21 protein-coding genes and 1 pseudogene are annotated in these 19,244 nt (G+C 60.8%); 6 read left to right on the top strand and 16 right to left on the bottom strand.

Annotation, left to right across the window (positions count from 1 at the left end; all coding sequences use genetic code 11):
- Positions 1-64 precede the first annotated feature (64 nt).
- Together I6I72_RS07750 and I6I72_RS07755 are read right to left on the bottom strand one after the other, a co-directional pair.
- Positions 65-640 carry a P27 family phage terminase small subunit gene (locus I6I72_RS07750; protein ID WP_005295551.1) on the bottom strand — a complete coding sequence of 192 codons (576 nt, stop codon included), beginning with the start codon at positions 638-640 and terminating at the stop codon, positions 65-67.
- A gap of 27 nt (positions 641-667) precedes the next feature.
- A pseudogene (locus I6I72_RS07755) lies at positions 668-1,532 on the bottom strand (IS5 family transposase).
- Between the two features lie 84 nt (positions 1,533-1,616).
- Here I6I72_RS07755 and I6I72_RS07760 point away from each other — a divergent pair.
- Positions 1,617-2,183, top strand: coding sequence for a ClbS/DfsB family four-helix bundle protein (locus I6I72_RS07760; protein ID WP_005295544.1), 567 nt, complete (start codon positions 1,617-1,619; stop codon positions 2,181-2,183).
- Between the two features lie 218 nt (positions 2,184-2,401).
- Here the strand turns inward: I6I72_RS07760 and I6I72_RS07765 are convergent, their stop codons facing one another.
- The 7 genes from I6I72_RS07765 to I6I72_RS07795 all read right to left on the bottom strand — a co-directional run bounded on the left by I6I72_RS07765 (position 2,402) and on the right by I6I72_RS07795 (position 8,618).
- A complete protein-coding gene (locus tag I6I72_RS07765) occupies positions 2,402-2,779 on the bottom strand; it encodes an HNH endonuclease (RefSeq protein ID WP_014320314.1) in 378 nt (125 codons plus the stop codon).
- A gap of 155 nt (positions 2,780-2,934) precedes the next feature.
- Positions 2,935-3,399, bottom strand: a complete 465-nt coding sequence (locus I6I72_RS07770) for a hypothetical protein (RefSeq protein WP_007000797.1) — start codon at positions 3,397-3,399, stop codon at positions 2,935-2,937.
- Entirely contained in the window at positions 3,396-4,757 is a 1,362-nt protein-coding gene (locus I6I72_RS07775) for a DEAD/DEAH box helicase (protein WP_201806610.1), read from the bottom strand. The genes I6I72_RS07770 and I6I72_RS07775 overlap by 4 nt, the downstream gene beginning before the upstream one ends.
- On the bottom strand, positions 4,738-5,016 hold the full coding sequence (locus tag I6I72_RS07780) for a VRR-NUC domain-containing protein (RefSeq protein ID WP_071345774.1): 279 nt from the start codon (positions 5,014-5,016) through the stop codon (positions 4,738-4,740). Before I6I72_RS07780 ends, I6I72_RS07775 begins: the two co-directional genes overlap by 20 nt.
- Before the next feature lie 133 nt (positions 5,017-5,149).
- Positions 5,150-7,414, bottom strand: a complete 2,265-nt coding sequence (locus I6I72_RS07785) for a phage/plasmid primase, P4 family (protein WP_201806614.1) — start codon at positions 7,412-7,414, stop codon at positions 5,150-5,152.
- The gene (locus I6I72_RS07790; protein ID WP_071345772.1) at positions 7,411-7,854 is read right to left on the bottom strand and encodes a DUF7768 domain-containing protein; all 444 of its coding nucleotides are present in this window, start codon (positions 7,852-7,854) and stop codon (positions 7,411-7,413) included. Before I6I72_RS07790 ends, I6I72_RS07785 begins: the two co-directional genes overlap by 4 nt.
- Positions 7,851-8,618, bottom strand: coding sequence for a phage antirepressor (locus tag I6I72_RS07795; RefSeq protein WP_049189301.1), 768 nt, complete (start codon positions 8,616-8,618; stop codon positions 7,851-7,853). Before I6I72_RS07795 ends, I6I72_RS07790 begins: the two co-directional genes overlap by 4 nt.
- Positions 8,619-8,781: 163 nt before the next feature.
- Between I6I72_RS07795 and I6I72_RS07800 the strand changes: the two genes are divergently transcribed.
- A complete protein-coding gene (locus I6I72_RS07800) occupies positions 8,782-9,603 on the top strand; it encodes a TIGR02391 family protein (protein WP_071345771.1) in 822 nt (273 codons plus the stop codon).
- On the opposite strand, the gene I6I72_RS07805 is transcribed toward I6I72_RS07800, so the two are convergent.
- The 7 genes from I6I72_RS07805 to I6I72_RS07835 all read right to left on the bottom strand — a co-directional run bounded on the left by I6I72_RS07805 (position 9,588) and on the right by I6I72_RS07835 (position 14,911).
- Positions 9,588-11,549: a DNA polymerase gene (locus tag I6I72_RS07805; protein ID WP_201806617.1), complete on the bottom strand. Its 1,962-nt coding sequence runs from the start codon at positions 11,547-11,549 to the stop codon at positions 9,588-9,590. The genes I6I72_RS07800 and I6I72_RS07805 overlap by 16 nt on opposite strands.
- Positions 11,550-11,636: 87 nt before the next feature.
- Entirely contained in the window at positions 11,637-11,846 is a 210-nt protein-coding gene (locus tag I6I72_RS07810) for a DUF1049 domain-containing protein (RefSeq protein WP_071345769.1), read from the bottom strand.
- 17 nt (positions 11,847-11,863) lie between these two features.
- Positions 11,864-12,421 (bottom strand): DUF2815 family protein, encoded by a 558-nt coding sequence (locus I6I72_RS07815; RefSeq protein WP_201806620.1) that lies wholly within the window; start codon positions 12,419-12,421, stop codon positions 11,864-11,866.
- Between the two features lie 25 nt (positions 12,422-12,446).
- Positions 12,447-13,580 (bottom strand): DUF2800 domain-containing protein, encoded by a 1,134-nt coding sequence (locus tag I6I72_RS07820; protein WP_201806623.1) that lies wholly within the window; start codon positions 13,578-13,580, stop codon positions 12,447-12,449.
- Positions 13,573-13,983 carry a hypothetical protein gene (locus I6I72_RS07825; RefSeq protein WP_201806626.1) on the bottom strand — a complete coding sequence of 137 codons (411 nt, stop codon included), beginning with the start codon at positions 13,981-13,983 and terminating at the stop codon, positions 13,573-13,575. The genes I6I72_RS07820 and I6I72_RS07825 overlap by 8 nt, the downstream gene beginning before the upstream one ends.
- Complete coding sequence (locus I6I72_RS07830; RefSeq protein ID WP_201806629.1) at positions 13,980-14,222, bottom strand: hypothetical protein; 243 nt, start codon at positions 14,220-14,222, stop codon at positions 13,980-13,982. The genes I6I72_RS07825 and I6I72_RS07830 overlap by 4 nt, the downstream gene beginning before the upstream one ends.
- Before the next feature lie 62 nt (positions 14,223-14,284).
- Positions 14,285-14,911 carry an RNA polymerase sigma factor gene (locus tag I6I72_RS07835; protein WP_201806631.1) on the bottom strand — a complete coding sequence of 209 codons (627 nt, stop codon included), beginning with the start codon at positions 14,909-14,911 and terminating at the stop codon, positions 14,285-14,287.
- Positions 14,912-15,535: 624 nt separating this feature from the next.
- Here I6I72_RS07835 and I6I72_RS07840 point away from each other — a divergent pair.
- Genes I6I72_RS07840 through I6I72_RS07855 form a run of 4 tightly spaced genes read left to right on the top strand, consistent with a single transcriptional unit; the run spans position 15,536 to position 19,066 of the window.
- Positions 15,536-16,567 carry an ABC-three component system protein gene (locus tag I6I72_RS07840; protein ID WP_201806640.1) on the top strand — a complete coding sequence of 344 codons (1,032 nt, stop codon included), beginning with the start codon at positions 15,536-15,538 and terminating at the stop codon, positions 16,565-16,567.
- Positions 16,567-16,986 (top strand): ABC-three component system middle component 2, encoded by a 420-nt coding sequence (locus I6I72_RS07845; RefSeq protein ID WP_053087267.1) that lies wholly within the window; start codon positions 16,567-16,569, stop codon positions 16,984-16,986. The genes I6I72_RS07840 and I6I72_RS07845 overlap by 1 nt, the downstream gene beginning before the upstream one ends.
- Positions 16,983-18,830 (top strand): AAA family ATPase, encoded by a 1,848-nt coding sequence (locus I6I72_RS07850; RefSeq protein ID WP_201806650.1) that lies wholly within the window; start codon positions 16,983-16,985, stop codon positions 18,828-18,830. The genes I6I72_RS07845 and I6I72_RS07850 overlap by 4 nt, the downstream gene beginning before the upstream one ends.
- Positions 18,827-19,066 (top strand): helix-turn-helix domain-containing protein, encoded by a 240-nt coding sequence (locus I6I72_RS07855; RefSeq protein WP_201806653.1) that lies wholly within the window; start codon positions 18,827-18,829, stop codon positions 19,064-19,066. The genes I6I72_RS07850 and I6I72_RS07855 overlap by 4 nt, the downstream gene beginning before the upstream one ends.
- The last annotated feature ends 178 nt before the right edge of the window (positions 19,067-19,244 follow it).

Raw genomic sequence — 19,244 nt, forward strand, 5'->3', positions numbered from 1 at the left:
AACAACAAGAAAGCCCGCCCGGGTGCCGGGCAGGCCAGAAACGAAACAAGCGGGATGAGGGGCCTTAGGAGGAGGCTTTGAGCAGCTGCTCCATGACCTCATCGCCTGGCGTGGTGCCGGAGTAGTCGGTGGTGCAGGTGGCACGCACGATGTCGAAGATCTCGTACCAGTACACGTTGGCCTGCTTGCCGAACGACTGCGACATGGCCACGAACGGGCTGGCGATCGCAGCGCCCGTGGTGGGGTGTTTGCCGAGCAGACCGAACTTGGAGATTGCCTGCTCGCACTGGATGTATCGGGCGAACGCCTGCGCGTACTGCTCAATTAAGCGTTTGGAGACGAACTCGGTGCAGCCGCGTTCATCCAGCCAGTTCCAGGTCTCCCGGTAGACCAGGTCCGCACCGAGCGGTTGGCCGTCGCGCTGCTCGGCCGACAGGTATTCGCTAGGTTCAGGCATCGTCTCGCCTGCGAGCAGCGCACCATCGCCGATGTCGGTGCCGTCCAGGTCGAACACATCGAGCTCGGCCGGTGTGGTGAGCCTGGTGGCAGGTCGACCTGAGGCGAGCTTGTCGTTCAGCGCCTCGGGTTTCGCCCCGGCACGGACTCTGCGTCCGCCTCGGTTGGTGCCGTCTTTGGCCACGACGTAAACCTCCTCTAGGGCGTGTTGCTAAATCCATTGGAGGGTGGCGGAGAGGTAGATTCCGGCCGCGTAGGAGCGGGCGGTCTTGTCGAACCGGGAAGCGAGCCCTCGCCACTGCTTCACTGCGTTGAAGCATCGTTCGATGACGTTGCGCCCTTTGTAGCGTTCCCGCTGCTCGTTGCCGAAGTCGATCGGTCGGCCCGGCCTCTTTTGACGCTTCTCGATCTGGTCAGCGCGCTCGGGGATCGTGGCCTTGATACCGCGCTCGCGCAGCCAGGCACGGTTCTTCTTCGACGGGTACCCCTTGTCCGCGAGCACCCGGTCCGGCCTCGTGCGCGCCTGGCCTCGCCCGGGGACGCGGATCTCGTCGAGCACGCAGGTGAACACGCTCGTGTCCGCGACCTGTCCACCGGTCAGCACGAACGCCAGCGGGCGAGCTCACCCATCGCAGACCAGGTGGATCTTCGTCGTCAAACCACCTCGTGACCGGCCGATCGCGTGGTCACACGGCTCCGGCCCGGATCTCTTGTAGTTCGATGGAGCCCCCTGTGCCCCGGGGCAGGGTCGCACCGTGCTGATGCACACGCGCGATCGATGAATCCACCGACACGACCCAGTCGACCTCGCCCGCGAGCGAGGCCCGCCGCTGGACATGGGTGAGCAGGTCCTCCCAGACACCCTCGGTCGCCCATCGGCGGAAGTTCTTGTAGATCGTGTTCCAGTTCCCGAAACGCTCGGGCAGGTCCCTCCATGCTGACCCCGTCCGGAACCGCCACGCGGTCGCCTCAACCACCGTGCGCCGGCCCACCGGCGGGCGGCCCCTCGTGTTCACCGCAGGGAACACGTCCCCGATCAGCTCCCAGACCTCGTCGGTGATGACACCTCTCGACATGACTCCAGCATCACCCACGCACCCCGGAACACCATTTAGCAACACGCCCTAGTGCTTCCTCGCCGTCCTGTGTTCTAATTGGGTATGGCCCGAGCGAAAACGAAAACGGAACTGCTGACAGCAACCACCTCCCAATGGGACGTGCTGCAATCATTGATTGACTCCATGCGGCCAGAGATAGAAAGCGTCGGCTTGTTTTTCGGCGCTGACTTCGACCGTCCTGAACCCCACTGGGGCAGGGACAAGAATCTGCGCGATGTCCTTGCCCATCTCTATGCGTGGCAAAAAATGCTGTTCGACTTCGTTGACGCCAATCAAAACGGGACTGCCCGGCCATTCCTGCCCGCACCTCACACGTGGCGGACCACGCCATCCCTAAACATGGAAATCTGGGAGCACTACCAAGACACGTCACTGGGCGACATACAGGACATGCTGGGCTCGAGCCATTCCCAGATCATCGAGCTCATCGAAAGCTTCACCGATGAGGAGCTGTTCACTAAAAAGTACTTCCCGTGGACAGGAACCACCTCGTTGGGCTCCTACCTGGTCTCAGCAGCACCCAGCCACTACGACTGGGCCATCAAGAAACTGCGCACCCACCAGAAAGCCAACAAGGCAAGCCCGAAAGCCCCAAACCAGACACCGTAAAACGCACCAGCTCAAGACGGCGGGTCAATACCCGGTTTGATTCGTGGATTTTGTGCGCGGTTGGCCCCGCCCGCTGAGGAGCGCGCCAGTTGTGGAGATCCGCTCGCCCCCACCCCCTCGGCGAACGCGCCACGTCGCCTCGTGCCGGGCCAGCGGCCTCGAGGTCGGCACAGGTGAGGGTCATCAGGTAGGCCGCGAGAGGCGGGCACACAGCGCTTTTAGTAGCTGTAGACCCGAGGGGCTTGCCGCCACCGGTCGCCATCGAGCGCGGACTGGCGCGAGTGGCACGGCTTGCACAGACTGCGCAGGTTCGACTCGTCGTGGGTGCCGCCGTGGTCGAGCGGGATCACGTGGTGGACCTCAGCCACGGGCGTGTACCGTCCACGGGCCAGGCAGTCCTCGCACAACGGGTGGGCTTCGACGTAGGCCGCGCGGATCTTTCGCCACCGGTGGTCGTAGCGTCGGTTGATCTTCGGGTCGCGCTGGTAGGTCCGGTAGCGGGTGTCCTCGGCGCGGGCGTGCTCGGGGCAGAACCGCGTCTCGGTCAGCTCGGGGCAGCCGGGCTGGGAGCACGGGCGCTTGGGTTTGAAAGGCATCCGTCTCACCACCCTTGTCGTTCATGGCAACGACCCCCAGACGAACCGTGATGATTCGTCTGGGGGTCGGGACCTACTTTTCAACCACTTACAGCATGCGACAGGCACACCCTGAAAGTCATCCCCTCTTTGCGACACTCATGCGCGCCAATGCTTCAGTCTCTGCCGAACAAGAGACGCGCGAAGCGGGCAAGGGCGCGCTGCTTCTTGGCGAAGGCAGTCTTGCGTTCGACGTAGAAGTGTTCGGCGACTTTGACGGCGGCGTCCTCGGCGGAGAGGTCGTCGAGGAAGAAGACCTCGAGGACCAGCCGGTCATCGTCGCTGAGGCTTTCCCAGGCCGGGTTGAACCAATCCATGTAGGCCTGCGCCTTTTGGTTGCGGGCTTTGAGCGCGTCGAGGTTGTCGAGGATCGAGCAGACTCGCGCTTCACCGGCGTGCGGGTTGTTGCCCCGTGGCAGGCCGTCGAATCGGGGTGAGCCGATTGAGGTCAGTGAGGCTTTGAGCTCGTCGGCGTACCCGTCGCCTTGCTGGAGAATGACAGCTTGGGTTGCGTAGTCCTGGAGGACGCCGATAGCGGCTTTGCGGTAGTCGAAGTAGTCCCAGATGGGGTGGTCGTTCATGAGTGTGCCTGCTTTCCCAGAGTGTCGGCGACCGCATTGATCAACGCAGCCTGTGTCATGTCTTTGTTGTCCAGCGCGGCCAGAACCGCCTCATCGAGGGTGTGGCCTGCGGCCAGGTGGGTGATCGTCACCGGCTGGTCTTGTCCCTGGCGGTAGAGCCTCGCGTTGGTCTGTTGGTAGAGCTCCAAGGACCAGGTCAGGGAGAACCAGACCAGGAGGTTGCCGCCTTGCTGGAGGTTGAGCCCGTGCCCGGCTGAGGCCGGGTGGATGAGCGCCAGCGGAATCTCGCGGGCGTTCCACGCTTCGATATCGGTACTGGTTGTCAGCTCGCGGGCCCCAGGGAACCGTTCGGTGATGCGCTCACGGTCGTGTTTGAACCAGTACGCCACGAGCAGCGGCTGGCCGTTGGCCGCCTCCACGAGGTCTTCGAGCGCGTCGAGCTTGCGGTCATGCACCACCACGGTGTCACCGCCGTCGGTGTAGATCGCGCCCGAGGCCAGCTGCAGGAGCTTGCCTGACAGGGCTGCGGCGTTCGCGGCATCGATGACCTGCCCGTCGAGGTCGAGCACCATCTCATCTCGCAACCGCTCGTAGGCTTTGCGCTCCTTCGGTTCGAGGTCGACGAGCGTCGTGGTGACCGTCAGCTCAGGCAGGCGCAGGTAGTCGGTGGTGCGCATCGACAAGGTGATGTCGCTGATCGCCTCGTAGATCTCGTCCTCGGCACCGGGTGCGGGCTTGTAGGTGAAGATCTGCTGGCCGTTTCGCCGATCGGGTACGAACCAGCGGTTGCGGTAGTGGGTGATGAACCTGCCGAGGCGCTGGCCCTCATCCAGCAGACGGAACTGCGCCCACAAGTCCATCAGCCCATTAGCTGCGGGCGTGCCGGTCAGTCCCACGATCCGGGTGAGACGTGGCCGCACGGAGGCGAGTGCTTTGAACCGTTGCGCCCGGTGGTTCTTAAACGAGCTCAGCTCGTCGATGACGACCATGTCGAACGGCCAGGCTTTGCCGAGGTGGCGCACCAGCCAGGGCACGTTCTCGCGGTTGATGACCGTCACCATCGCCTCGGCGGCAAGCGCATCCACCCGCTGGGTTTTCGACCCGACGGCGACGGCAATGGTGAGCCCTGCCAGGTGGTCCCACTTGGTGGCCTCGGCGGGCCAGGTGTCGCGGGCGACCCGCAGGGGCGCGACGATGAGGACGCGGCGGGCCTGGAAGGAGTCCAGCAGCAGATTCCAGATGGCCGTCAAGGTGATCACCGTCTTGCCCAGACCCATCCCGAGCAGGATCGCGGCCTGCGGGTGATCTTCAACGAAGGCGGTGGCCAGTCGTTGGTAGTCATGCGGCTCGTAGCGCATCAGCCACCTCCTGGACTGCGTCGATGCTGTCAACGACGACCACGTCCATGCCGTGATCCTTCAGCTGCTGGATGCGACGGCGTTGGATGGGACGTGGGAGGCGTCCGGGTGCTTTGAGCTCGACGAAGATGACGCGTCCGCGATGAATGCAGATGCGGTCTGGAACCCCAGCGGTGCCGGGGCTGGTGAATTTCCAGCACAGGCCACCAATCGCCTCAACGGCTTGCTTCAAGTGTTGTTCGATTGCGTGCTCGTTCATGGTTCATGTCCTCTCGTGAGAGGCCCATGACGACCTATGACGATGCGATATGGACTTTTCCTAAGGGCTATTTTTCTGCCCTATAGCAAACTCACATATGGGTCGTCATAGGTCGTCATAAGGCCCGTCTGGCTTAGTTGTCGAACTCGTTCTTCAAGGCCAAACCGTGGACGAACATGCCGTGCATCGTCCTTTTACGTGTGAAGCCGTGGTGTTCGACGGTGGCGTTGAAATCGACCATGGGACGCGCCCACCCGGAGGTCGACATCGCCCACGCCCGATAGGCCTGATACAAATCCCCGGCCCGTTCCGACAGCCCAGGGTCAAGATCGCAGTTGGCATCAAGGAACTGAGCGAACCAGTTGTTCTCGTCCCGATACGCCGCTGATGCCTCCACCACGCGGGCCGGAGCCTTCAGGTGGTAGTCCTCGGCGTGGATGAGGCGCGCGCCCTCCATAATCCAGGCCAGGATCGCCCCGCCTGCCTGCGTGTAAAGGTAGTCGGCATAGTTCTTGATGTCGGATGCGCCTTCGATCTTCGCCTCGAAGGGGATGACGATGAGCCTGCGCCAGATGCCCGCATCCATCGCACCCACCCTGGGCAGATGGTTCGTGTAGAGAATCAAGGTGTGCGAGGGGGTGAAAGCAAACGGTGCCTTGTACTTCTTCTCCGCGTAAATCTGATCGGTGGAGGCCAGCTGCTTGACCACCGAGGTGGACATGCGCACGCCCTCTTCGGATTCGGCAGAGATGATGAGGCGTTTGCCTTTGGCCTCAGCCAGCTCAGGCTTGACGTTGCGCATCCCACCGATCGTGAGCACATCAGCACTCATGTTGCCTGCATACGTGCCCAAGACTCTGGCGATGGTGTTCCAGAACGTCGATTTGCCGTTGCGACCATCCCCGTAAGCGATGACGAGGGCTTCGACGAACACCTGCCCGATCGCAGCAAGGCCGACGATGCGCTGCACGTAGGCGATGAGCTCGGCATCGCCTTGGAAGAACACCTCGAGGGCTTCCTGCCACAGGTGCGCGCCGTCGGTGCCCGGGTCGAGGCTGGTCTGCTTGGTCACCAGATCCGCCGGATCATGGTCGCGGCGCGATGCGGCTCCGTGGCGCAGATCGTAAGTACCTGATGGGGTGTTGAGCAGATACGGGTCTGCATCGAGCTGCTCAGGGGTGGTCAGCAGCATGGGGCGGGCTTCTTTCAGGCAGTTGGTGATCCCGCGTGATTCGCGGCGTTTGAGTGCGTAGGCCGCATAGGTTTTCGCGTCCTCGAAGGCGGCGAACGCCTCCTGTTGGGCGGCGTTGAACAGGGCCTGGGCTTTCGCCTTCGACATCGACGCCAGCAACATGGCAGCCCCCGTGGCGGCGAGCTGGTCTTTGGCGTCTTCGAGCAGCTCGTGGGCCTCGGCCAGTTGGCGTTCGGTGAGCTCCTGGGCAACGGCCTGGGCTGCGGGAGCGGATTCGTACCAGACACCGTCGTAATAGACGAGCCAGTCGGTGGCCTCCGAGTAGCGCAGCGAGTCCGGATAGGCCTTGGCAAGTGCGTGGGCTTGGCCGACGTCGCTGTAATCGGCGGGTCGTACCGAATCCAGGCTCGCCTCAAAATCCTCTGGTGGCACATACCCGGGCTGGTTCTCGACCGTCTTGGCGAACCGGGTGGCCGACCTCCAGATCGACTCCACCTCCGCCTCGGGCAGCGGCGGGTTGCAGCGAGCGGCCTTGCGGTCAAACAAGGCGCGCGCCTCATCGGTCGTGCCGAGGCGAATCAACAGCCTGCCAGCAAACCTCGACAACGTCGCATTACGCGAGCCTTCCTCAATGGTCTGGGTTGCGTCATCCCACTGGGCGAACACGTCCTCATCCACCGCGTCGGCAAGCCACGCGTCGATGGTGCGCTCACCCTCGACCACGGTGACACTCGGATCATCGTGGCCATAGATGAACCGGCCAGCATCGATCGCGTTAGGGTCGAAAAACTCAAACCTGGAAGCAAGCTGTTTCTTCAGCCCCGCATAGGCCTCAGCGTCAGCCACGGGGTTAATTGGGAAGTAGATGTGGAAGCGGGGTCTGGCCGACTGGGCTCCTTTCGCCCGCTGGTGGTTGCGGGAGGTGGCGGTCATGAACGCTACGTCTGGCAGCTGCTCGGCGAGGGTTTCTGGGGTGACCCATGTGGCCTCATCGTCGCTGTGGGCGTTGTCGACGTCCAATACCAGGCAGTTGGAGGTCACGAAACTGGCTGCCGAGCGTCTGCTGCCTAGGTATTCGGCAACCACATGATCCAGCCTGGCGACCGCCTCCAGGTCGGCTGCCGTGGTCACGGTGTGCGGGTTCGGGTAGTGGGCGTTGTTCTGCTGGCCCGCGACGGTGGCGGTGAACATCGTCATCGCCTTCATAGAGTGACCTCCTCAAAGTCAGCGTCGAAATAGGTGATCGGCAGTTCGAGGTGGTGAGCCCATTCGATCTCGGCGCGCATCCCTGCCGAGACACGGGCCGTGTAGACCCAGATCGCCTCACACTTGCTCAGAAGAATCCGGTTGAAAAACATCGCCAACTCACGCTCACTCGCGTCGGTGTCGTCCATGAATTGCGGAAACAACAGGTGTGGTGCGAGCGGAATCTTGCGACGTGCCACCGCGTGAGCACACAACGCGCGAGCCAGCTCCACGTTGTTCTCGACGTCACCGGCGTACGGGGAGCAGATGTAGACCAAAGGCCGGTATCCGTACTCGGCGCGCTGGAGACTCTTCAGCGCCTTGTACGCGGTGGGATCTGGGTAGCCCTCCGTGTTGTGGGGCGAGAAACCCAGGTCGATGTTGACAGCAGTCGTCGTCATGCCGCACCGCCGTCCTGCTCGATGACCGGCAGCAGGCCGAACCGGTTCTTCAACAGGTCATAGACGAACAAGCGACCCTTCTGGGTCCAGTACATGTGCGTGCGGGTCTTACCCTCGTCGTACTCGTGGGTCTTGGACTGCGTGTAGCCCTGCTCGGCAAAGGGGGCGTAGAGGAACCAGCGGCCGGACTGCCTGAACTGCACCCCGGCGTCGTGCAGCAGCAAGTTCAGCTTCTTCGCCGACAAGCCATAGTCCTTGGCGATCTCGGTGATGGTCAGTAGCGAGTCCGACTGGAGCACGACATCGTAGTAGGAGACCTTCGGGGCGGCCTCAAGCAGGGCCTGCTCGGCTGCCAGCCGCTTGGCCCGCTCGGAGCGAAGCTGGACGATGGCGTGCTCGAGGAACTCGTCGTTGTCCAACAGTTCGTCGATAGCGTAGACGCCATGGCGGCGGATGGTGGGAAGGACCTCGTCGACAACCCAGGCTTCGAAGTCCTGGGCTGCGGGGAGCTTGGAGGAGAAGATGAGCCGGTACAGGTCACCTTCGGTGATGAACCGGGCTTCTTGAGTGCGACCGAGCGCATCCGTGATGGGGTGGTGAAACGCCACCCCACGTCCATGCTGCTTGATGGCGTTAACTGGATCCTTGTACCCCAAGGCGGTGGCCACATCGCGGCCACAGAAATACACCTTGTCCTCATGCTCGACAGTTCGGATCATTCCAAAGGCATCGTTGGTGAATACCTGAAGATCTCTCGTAGCCATGTCTGGCTCCTTCTAAGAGCCAGGATTGACGTGAATTCCAGCAAGCCACGGGTGCGGCCGCGTCGGGCTCTCACGCATACGCCCCTGAGCGCGCAAGAATCCGGACACCCGGGTCTTGCTGAAATACTCAGGCCACTCGCTCACATGAGAAGCTGGAGCGGTGATGCAGTCCGATTCTTTCTCCCAACGCTCGACTATCCGCAGTATTGCGAATGTCCTGGCAAGTACCGATTTGCCGGGCCTAAGCGGAAGCCAAATCGACGAGCTTCTCCTCGACATTGGTGCGCCACCGCGTGTTGCCGGGAGTAAGCGAGAAGGACTGTTTGGCGCGCTTACGGAAGGAATGTCCGCAGCGCAAGCAGGTCAACTCACTCGTGAGTTCATAACGACTGCGATGAGCCCGGCACGGCATACCACCGATCGTCAGCGTTGGAATGATTTGCGCCGCTTGCTCAACAAGGTGCTGGCGACCGAAGGATGGCATATCGACGATGCTGGCGAGTTGACCCAACTCGCTGAGGCGGCACGCACATTCGATGATATCGAGCGTCTTACCAGCTCTCTCGTGGAGGAACTTCAGCGGCGCGGTACCCACGAACGCCTAATGGAGTATTGCAGCCAAGAACTGATCGCGGAGTCTCTGTTCCACGCGATATCCGAGGCAGCCAAGTCGATCCCTGACCGCATCCGTATCCTTACTAGCTTGACCGACGATGGTCAGGAGTTGTTCGACGCAGCTTTGGGAACAAACAATTCTGCCCCTAAGCTCGTGATTAATAACTTTTCCACGGAGTCGGAAAAATCAGAGCACAAGGGTTTTAAGAACCTGCTTATAGGGATCCACGGGCACTATCGCAATCCCCGCGCTCACAAAACCCGACTAGGTAGTGAGGAAGGTAAACATGACTTCCTCGATGCCTTCAGCTTGTTCTCCTATGTCCATCGTCGCCTCGATTCCGCCCAGCAATATCAGTCCTTCATGTAGAAATCACACACGTACCCGTCTGCCGCTAGCGGCAACCCCGCTGCCCAGTCAGGCGTAATGGCCATCAGTTTGCAGATCTCGTCCACGGTGGCCGTGGCGGTCTCCACCACGATCTCGTCGTGGACGTGCATGACGATCCTGTGCCCAGCGCGATCGACCTGGTGCATGCCGAAAGTGAGCAGGTCTCGGGCGACGGCTTGGACGATGTTCTCGGTGAGTTTCCCACCGTAGGTTTCCAACTGGCCCCACTTTCGACCCGTCGTGATGCCCTCGTGCGTGATGGCAGTGCCACCGAACCTGTTCTCACCCAGCTTGGGTTTGACGTAGGCCAGGCGGCGTCCGGAGGGCAGGCGAATGAACATGATCCCGGATTCCACGGTGAAGGTCAGCGCACCAACACTTGTCGGCAGGCGGGTAGAGATGGCCTCGATGGCGGCGGCGTTGATGTCGGCCCACAGCTGCACGACGTTCGGGTTGGCTGCCCGCCACGCGTCGACCAGCGGCTGGAGCTCGGACTCGGCGAGCCCCATCCGCAGCGCCCCCATGGCTTTCAGGGCACCGACGCCGCCTTGATAGCCACAGGCGAGCACTGCGATCTTGCCCTTCTGACGCAGCTCGGCGTTGGCTCCGTGCTTGTCGACGGGGACACCGAACATGCGGCTCGCGGTCTCGCAGTACAAATCCTTCCCGTCACGGAAGGCCTCAAGCGTGGTGGCCTCGCCTGCAAGCCACGCGATGACCCGCGCCTCGATCGCGGAGAAGTCGGCCACCACGAACCTGTGACCGTCGGCGGGGATGAACGCCGTGCGGATCAGCTGGCTAAGCGTGTCGGGCACGGAGTCGTAGAGCAGCTCGACCGCATCATAGTTTCCGGTCCTCACGAGGCTTCTGGCCTCACTGAGGTCTGGTAGGTAGTTGCGGGGCAGGTTTTGGACTTGGACGAGGCGGCCAGCGAAACGCCCGGTGCGCCTTGCCCCGTAGAACTGGAGGAACCCCCGTCCGCGCCCATCACGACCTGCCACGTGCTGCATGGCCTCGTACTTCTTCACCGACGACTTCGCAAGCTCACCGCGCAGCAGGAGGACCTCACGCACCTGGCCGGTAGCGGTGTCGAGCGCGGCGGCGACTTCGTCTTTCGTCAGTGACTGCAGGGGCGTGCCGTGATCGGCAAGCCACTCCTTGAGCTGGATCGGCGAGTTCGGGTTCTCCAGTCCAGTGAGTTCCTGGGCGCGGGTCAGTGTGGCGGCGCGGTGCTGCCGGTCGCACGCCACAGCGTTGTCCACGAGCACCCGGTCGAGCCGGATGCCGGTGTCGTTGACGTTCTGGTCCAGGGCGTAGGTGTCCCACTCGGCTTCGGGCATCGGGAAACCGGCGAGCCGGTCGTGGATGGCCAACTCCACCTCGACGTCGCGCCGGTTGTAGGAGATGAACTGCTCCCACCCGTCCGGGTCGGATGCGGGTGGATTGCGCATCCCGCCTTGGTTGAACACGCTGGGCTTGGCCGGGGTACAGAACTGACGGATGAGTTTCTTACCTGCACCGTCTTTTCGTACCGGAAGGTCAAGGGCGGTGGCGACCTGCTCCAGGCTCATCGGCAGGCCGAGGTACGCGCTCCAGACCATGGTGCAGTGCCACTGGGAAGGATCGAGAAACCTGCGGCCCGCCATGAGCTCTGGATGTTGTCTGGCGAGCCAGCTTGAAAGGCAGATGCGCTCGAAGGCCGCGTTGAATGCCCACTTCACTACGTGCGGGTTGACGAGTGCGGCCAGCACCTTATCGGGCAGTTGGTCTCCGTTGGCGAGATCGGCGACCTTGACCGGGCCGCCGTCGATCGAGTAGCCGAACAGCAGGAGCTCGAAGTCGTCGTGGTCGGCGTAGGGGTACACCCCGGATTTCGCCAGGTTCACCGGCGAGAAGGTCTCGATGTCAATGAAGAGTTCACGCATGCGCGACAGCTCCTAGAAAACAATGGGTGCTGGGAGGACACCGCAACCCTGAAGCGGGCGTGGTGTCCTCCCAGCACGGGTGAGGGGTTAGCGGTCGTGGTCAGCGTGATACTTTTCGAGCTCAGCCTCGGTGTCAGCCATGAGCTTGTCGATGCGCTTGCGATCGCGGTGGATCGTCCACCGTTCGGCAATCACAGAGGCGACCTTTATGACGATGAGACCGAGGACAGCGCCAACGATCAGTTCCACGACTGTGGTGGTGTTTGCTGACAGCGCTGCTGAATAACACTCGTTCATGATGCTTCTCCGCTCTTCTAGTTCAGGAAGTCGTCCGAGGCTGCTGCGAAGCCACCGAAGTCGGCCTCGGCGCTGATCCGGTTGCCGCCGAGCGGTTCGCCATCACGCAGCTTCTGGATGTTGCCCAGCCCGCAGGCGATACCCCGGTTGCCGTTCGTGTTGAACGCGTAAAACGAAATGCTCACCCGTGCGTAGCAGCCCGAGTAGACCTCGTTGGCGTCAAGGATCGGCTGCAGAGAAGCATCCACGACCTGGGGTGGGGTGGTCGAGTTGGCGTTGACGAACATGGAGTTCGCATATGCTTCGTCGTCGCGCTCGATGTCGCCGTCACGCAGCGGGAGCTTCAAGGCGGCCTTGTTCGGTCGTTTGCCACCGAACTTGGCCGTCCCGGCATCGATCGCCGCGTCGATGGCGCGTTCGATCTTGGCCAGGGTCTCGGTGTCGGACTTCGGGATGATCAGCGACACGGAGTACTTGGGCTTGCCGCCCTGGATGGACTTCGCCTCGAAAATGTTGGCGTAGGACAGGCGAACCTCGCCGGTGACCACACGGGTCGGATTCGTGGTTGCAGACATCTTGTCTTACCTTCTTTCTTGTTCGTTACTTGATTGCAGTGAATTCATCTGTTGCTGACTGGATTTCCAGTGCGGGTCTCTTGTCGGATTCGGGCACGAGCGTGGGCTTACCGGCGGGTTTGACCACGAGGCCCCCGAGGAGATCGGAAAACCGCTTCTTGCCCAGTTGCCTCTCCAGCGCGGTGATCGTCTTGAGCTTGCGATCCCACACATCGACACCGGCTGCCTCAGCCGTCTGAGCGACAGCGGACTCGTCGGAGTATTTGCGGATCGAGCGGCCTTCGACGAGCTTGAACCCGAGCCAGTTCTTGCCCTGGTTCACCGCCAGCGACAGCGCGTACGCTTCCACATCGGCAGCCCAGGCCTTCAGATCCGGAAGCTGGGCCAGCACCTGTGCGATCTCGGCATCGGTGAGCTCGGCAGGGGGTGCGAACTCATGTTTGGCAAGCGCAAGGTTCGCCTCAGCACGCGTCCGGCAGGTAGGTGAGAGTTTGCAGAACCGGCACCACTCACCGGGAGCGAACTCGCCATCACCGCTGGCAGCCAGCGCGGCACGAGGCTTCACCACCTGTTCCGCCCACGCCTCCAGCTCAAACACCGGGATCGTCCACGTCGAGACGTTCGAGCGCCTGGGCTGGAAGATCGTCACCGCCACCTCGGTGATGTCGTAAAGCGACCCGAACGCATTCAACGCTCCGAGCGCATACAACATGAGCTGCGGGTTGTGCTCGGCCTCGACCATGACACCCTGGCCGTACTTCAAATCGATGATCTGAAGCGTGGGCTCAGCGATGATCACGCAGTCGCCAGTGCCGAACCCACCCGGCACCACGTGGGAGAAGTCCAGGCGCTGCTCGATGAGCACTTGCGGATCAGCACACGCCTGCCGCACATCACGCACCCGCTCCTGGACGAAGGCCACGTAGTCATCCGTCAGGGCATCCATCTGCTCGTCATGCCAGCTCGAGACAGGCTTCGTGGTCGGCGCGTCATGCAGGGCGCGGCGCAGCTTCCACTCCGCAAGCGCATGCGCGGCGGTTCCCTGCTCGGCAGCCTGCGAGGAGGACTCCGGCAGCCCGGCCTCCAGCGTTGCCGACGGCGGGCAGGCCAACCAGCGGTGCGCTCCCGAGGCGCTGAGCAGTGCGTGCTGGTCAGGCATCAGCAATCGCTTCCGCTTGCTCCAGCAGCCGCCCGAACTTGGACGGGTCAACCTCGGAGAGCTTGTTTGCGCCAGCTGCCTGGATGAGCTCACGCACCTGCGCGGTATGGCCCGCCTGTGACAGGCGCGCCAACACCGTGCGGACCTGCTCCAACGACACCGGCACAACCTCCGGAGCCGGTGCCGGGGCTGGCGGCTGGTGGGCCGCTTCGTACTCTTCGACTGCAGCTTCCAGCGCAGGCTGGGCAAGCTGGGCTGCGGCGATCGGGCGAGCCCCCGACATACACGGGTGATCCTCGAACGATTCCCACGCGGCATCTTCGATCGCAGAGGCCAGCATCGTGACCCCCTCCGCGATCCGTTTCAGCGCCGGGACGTAGCGGTTCGCTTCGGTGACGTTCACGCGGCATCACCACCGCTCCGGGTAACGCCGACGGCACGGGCCAGCGCCAGGAGGTCGTCGTCTGGGCGGATGATTTCTACTGAGCGGACCTGGTTGCCCGGCACGAGAACGGTAAGCTGCTGTGGGTTGCCGAGCAGCTTGCGGGCGATCCTGCTTCGGATACTGACCTTGCGGGTAGAGACCGCAGCGTCAGGTTCGGGCTGGTCAGTCAACGTGACCTTGAGACGATGCTTGGACATCGTTTCCTCCTTCTGAATCAGATGAGCGTCGGTTTGTGCTGGCCTTCATGCGGGCCGGGCACTCATACGCCCCCGACGGGAGCCAGATCCGGACATTCCTGCTCGATGAATTCCTGAAGCTTCTTCAAGGCCCGCTTGACCGAGCGCCCGATGCTGTTCGCTCGCTTGGCCACCTCGGCTTCGCCTGCACCGGGCAGCTCCTCACGCGCGATCTGCACGAAGGAAAGACCCTCAAACACGTGCAGGCGGATATGTTCGGCCTGCTTGACGCTGACCTGAGACAGCAGCCAATCGACAACCAGCTCACTGTCGACCTGGTCTTCATGAACCAAGACGTTCAAGTACTGGGGTCCGTCGTGGACCTCGACTTCCCAGTCGCTATAGGAGAGGTCGCCACGGTTTCGAGCGTTCTCAGCGGCACGAAAACTGCGGTAGGCAGTGTGCAGATATGCGACTTTCCACTCCGGCACGTACGTCGGGTCGTAGAGCAAGGAGAGAACCTCATCGGCACTCAGGCCAAGTTCTTCGTCGCCAACGGGTGGGTCGACGAGCTCGATCCACGCATAGTTCTGGATGCCGTCCTTCGAGATGGACGAAGGCACGTAGATCTGGGTGTAGACCTTGCCGCTGACCTTCTTGGTCCGGACGGAGTAAGGGGCATGGTGTGATTTGTGAGGACGGTGGGACACCGTGGTCTCCGTTTCTCCACCAACTGGGTGGATTGCGGAGACAGAGCTGCGTCGGTTTGTTGTTTCAGGAGTTCATCGGGCACAAAGAAGGCGGGCACCTACCTGGCAGCCAGCGGGGAGCTGACAGTCCAGGTAGGTACCCGCCGGGCCCGACGAGTTGTCTCCTGAAATGAATGGTTGAAAAGTGAGGTCCTCAGTTAGCTACGCTGCGGACCAGATGCGACTACTTCCGCCGCTTCGGGCGTGCCTGCGCAAGCGCAGATGCTGCGACCGACTTGGTCCGAGCGCTGCTGCGCCCGTCGCGAAGTGCGGCCGATGCCTGGCTGGCGACGGCTCGCGACGTCTGCTTGGTGTTGCGTGTCTTACTCATCGCTGTCCTCCTTCCTCTGGTCCGCCTTGGACGCGGCAGTTACTGCGCCCAGATGAGCAAGAGGTGCTCACGAACGTGAACTTTCTGACCACGATCGCGAGTAGAAGCGGTAGGATGAGTTTGTTGCTCCGTCCGTCCGGATCTAGCCCTCGCTCACTGGTTTCCACGCTAGAGAGAAGGGCCTTTTTCGCCCGAGGCGAGATGAGGCGAGATGAGGCAAGGTGGTGACAAGATCCGCAGGCAGGAGGTGTGCGATGGCAGAGAAGCCCAAGGATACGTACGCTCTGGGGCCTTATCTTCAGCTGCTTTATCGTCACCTGCCGGGCATGGCAAAGACCAAGCAGGGGTTCGTTAAGGACTTTTTCGACATCATCTTGGACACCTACGAGCTGGAAGAGTTCGAATCCAAAAGTGAGTCTCAACGCCCAATCGGCACGACCGCGATTCAGGTGGGGGTCTGGAAAGGTGTCAACGAGACTGATCTAAATAAGATCTTCAATGGCAAGCGGCGTCTGCCCGCCTGGAAAGCGCGTAGCTTTGCCGCCCATCTAGATCAGTCGGCTTTCGAAGGCCTTTTGAGACAGCTCAGTATTGACGCACTGGAAGACTTCCAGCGTGCCCTCGCAGAGTTTGGTATCACAGTTGCGGCTTTAGAGGAGTTGCCTGCGGCATTGACCCGGTGGCTGCAAGCCATCTTGGATGCCAACAGCAAGGGTAAAGACATTCTGGCCGACAACATCCCCGTGGCTCCGATCATTGAGATTTTCGAGGGCATCGAGCTGTCGAAAGGGCGAATCGAGGGGCAGAAACTCAAGCTCGGCCGGAGCCAGGTTCGTTGGCCGGATACCCCGAAGCCGCCAGAAGCACCTGACGCAGACATTGAAGGCCGTTATATCCGTCAGCTTTGCCTTGCCTTCGGCAGCTTCGATCAAGCCGACTATGCCCAAGACACTGACCTTCCCGAGTGCCATGCACGTGAATACCAAGAGCAGCGCGGTTACTTCTGGGATGCGCAAGGGCTCAGTCGTAACCTTCGCGACGTTCTGGAAGACCAGGACGTCTTTGACCAACTTAAGGACGATCTTTACGACGGGGTGATTGACACATGCCGCGATGATCATCCAAATGGGCTGAAGCGCATGCGAGCCACACTCACCGCTTCTACTCGAACACAGTTGACAGCGTCAGCGATCACCCAATTTCCGACGTTGATACAAAACAGACATCGCAAGGGCATGTGCCACGTCTTAACCAACGAGGGCCGCATGATGTGGGTGGATGAGTAATGTGCGCAGGCTTGTTTAACAGCTCCTCAGAGACATCGGCGCGTTTACTCATGGCGTTGCCCATCATCGACCGACCAGCGAGCCTCGATGAGATCACGGCGATCGATCTGGTTGCTACGTACATGCAGTTCTTTGGGTACGGAGACCGGAACATCCACGGCGACAACGAGTTCGCACTCGCTGAGTACGACGCACGCCGCGCAAGGGTCGAAGCAGGGCTCAAACGTCTCGTCCGGTCGGGGTACGCACTATCGAACAAACAGGCAACATCGTTCACTGCCGCCGAGTCGGCGACCGATCAGCAAACTCTGCTCGATGGGAGTTTTGCTGACGAGTACAGGACCGCAGTCAAGACGCTCGTCGAACAACAACTCATCGGTGTGCTTGTCCAGCGCACGACACAAGGGGCAGCGCAATGACTCCCAAGTTCTGGATCAAACAAGTCGCAGGCACCCGAGACGACGGTACAGCCTCAACGGTCGATTTCCAGCCAGGGCTGAACACCGTCATCGGGCCTTCCAACACTGGCAAAACAAGGATCTTCAAAACCATCGGTTGGGTGTTCGGCGATAATGAGAGCCTGCCGTTTACCCGGAAGACCGGGTACACACGTGCGCACGTCACGATCGTGACACCAGAGGGTGAAGTCACATTCCACCGGGACTCTGAACGTGGCAAGCCGATCGAGGTTGAGTCCACTGACCCTCGAATCGAGAGTGCGACCTACCACCTGAGCCGGAAATCTAAGCGTCCGATAAACAACGTCATGATGACACTGCTCGGAATCGACCCGTCACGCCAAGTCATCAAGAACGAGGCATTCCAGAAGCAGCCACTGACATGGGATTCACTAGACCACATCATCTTGGTGAACGAACGCCAGATTGACCGTGAAGAACCGTCGATGCTGATGCCTCGGAACCTCTCTGTGTTCTCCAAAACGGCGGCCCTGAGCACATTGCTGGTACTTATCCAAGATGCGAATCTAGACGAATTCGAGGATCACGAGACCTCCGCCCAACGCAGTGCCCGTAGGCGCGCAGTCGAACGCTTCATCTACAGCAAACTCGATCAGCTTGAAACACGCATTCAACAAGCCCAACAGATACTTGAGCAGGCTGCACAGCAGGGGCATACGCTCGATGCCTTTGCGGCCAAACTGCGTTCCGACCTCAACGAGATCATGTCAGCGCGCGAACGGGTATTGGCCAAGGATGCCCTGGTCACGCAGCAACTCAACGAAGTAGATCAGCAACTACCTGAACTGGAAGTTCTCGCCGCCCAGCGAGGCAAGTTGGTCACTCAGTACCAGGCTGATCTGGATCGACTCGAGTTCCAGCTGAAGGCAGCTGCGCTACATGTCGCGGAATCCGACGAACACACCTGCGCATTCTGTGGAAATCACTACAACGCCGATATCGATGACCATGTTGACACCACGGCCCTCAGTCAAGCCCATGAGCGTATCGCGCAGCTGGCCCAAGGTGCGCATAGAAACCAAGAACAGCTTCACCAGGTGCTTGGCGAGCTCCGAAACCGACGAGCTAACCTGCAGCAACAGCGTGCATCTCTTCATGATCAGCTCACGCAGCAAATTGAGCCAGCTCGGTTTCAGCTCGAGCAAACACTCTCTAACTTGAAAGCGGCCCAGGAGGCTCAAGTGCTTCACGAGCAGCTGTTGGAGCAGCGCAATCGCTTGGAAGCGGACCTGGATGAGATGGAAACTCCCGCAGAGGCGACTGAGAAGTTCAAACCACTCGACCTGTTCGAACCGAACTTCTTCTACAGCATGCGCAAGATCATGACCGACATTCTGCGGACTGCGCACTTTGTGGGAGCAGACAGGGTCTCCTTCGACAAAGAAACCGTGGACATCGAGGTTGCCGGTTACCCGAAAAAAGATGAGCAAGGCAAGGGATATTCAGCCTATTTCAACACGGTACTCATGCTGGCCTTCCACAAGTATCTACGGGAACGGCGCTCACCGCACTACCCAGGAGTCCTGGTCATCGACTCTCCACTTAAAGGTTTTGACCAAGGACGTGCAGAAGCGGCAGAATCCATGCGCGAGGGACTCTTCACCTATCTGACGCAAGAGGCTGCACACCAGCAAATCATCATCCTGGAGAATACCGACAAAGTTCCCGGGGTTGACCGCTCCCTTATGGGAAATCTCATTGAGTTCACCAAAAACACCGAAAACGGCCGTTACGGCTACCTGAAAGACGTCATAGACGTTGCAGAAGAGGAAGATTCCGAATGACGACACCAGCGGTCAGTTACAAACCTCTCTGGAAAACCCTGATCGACAAAGACATGACAAAACAAGACCTCCGCAAAGCAACCGGCCTCTCAAGCGCCACTATCGCCAAGATGGGACGCGACGAGACAGTGACAACACAAGTGCTCGCACGAATATGCGGAGCGCTGGACTGCCAAATGGCAGACATCGTCGAGGTTTTGCCCGATGACAAAGAGAAAGGAGAAGAAGACACATGAGCCAACATGTTGCATACCGCCGAGAAAGCCTGCTGGCAAATTGCGTGGCCATCTCAGAATCGAATAATAGTCGCTTCGATCGCCGGTCCAGATACAACGAGGCATTCACTGCGATGTCTCGCGCAAACCAATCTTTTCCCTCAACACGAAACAACCAGCGGCGAACCACGTCCAAAAC

The organism is Corynebacterium striatum (assembly GCF_016728105.1).
Taxonomy (GTDB): Bacteria; Actinomycetota; Actinomycetes; order Mycobacteriales; family Mycobacteriaceae; genus Corynebacterium; species Corynebacterium striatum.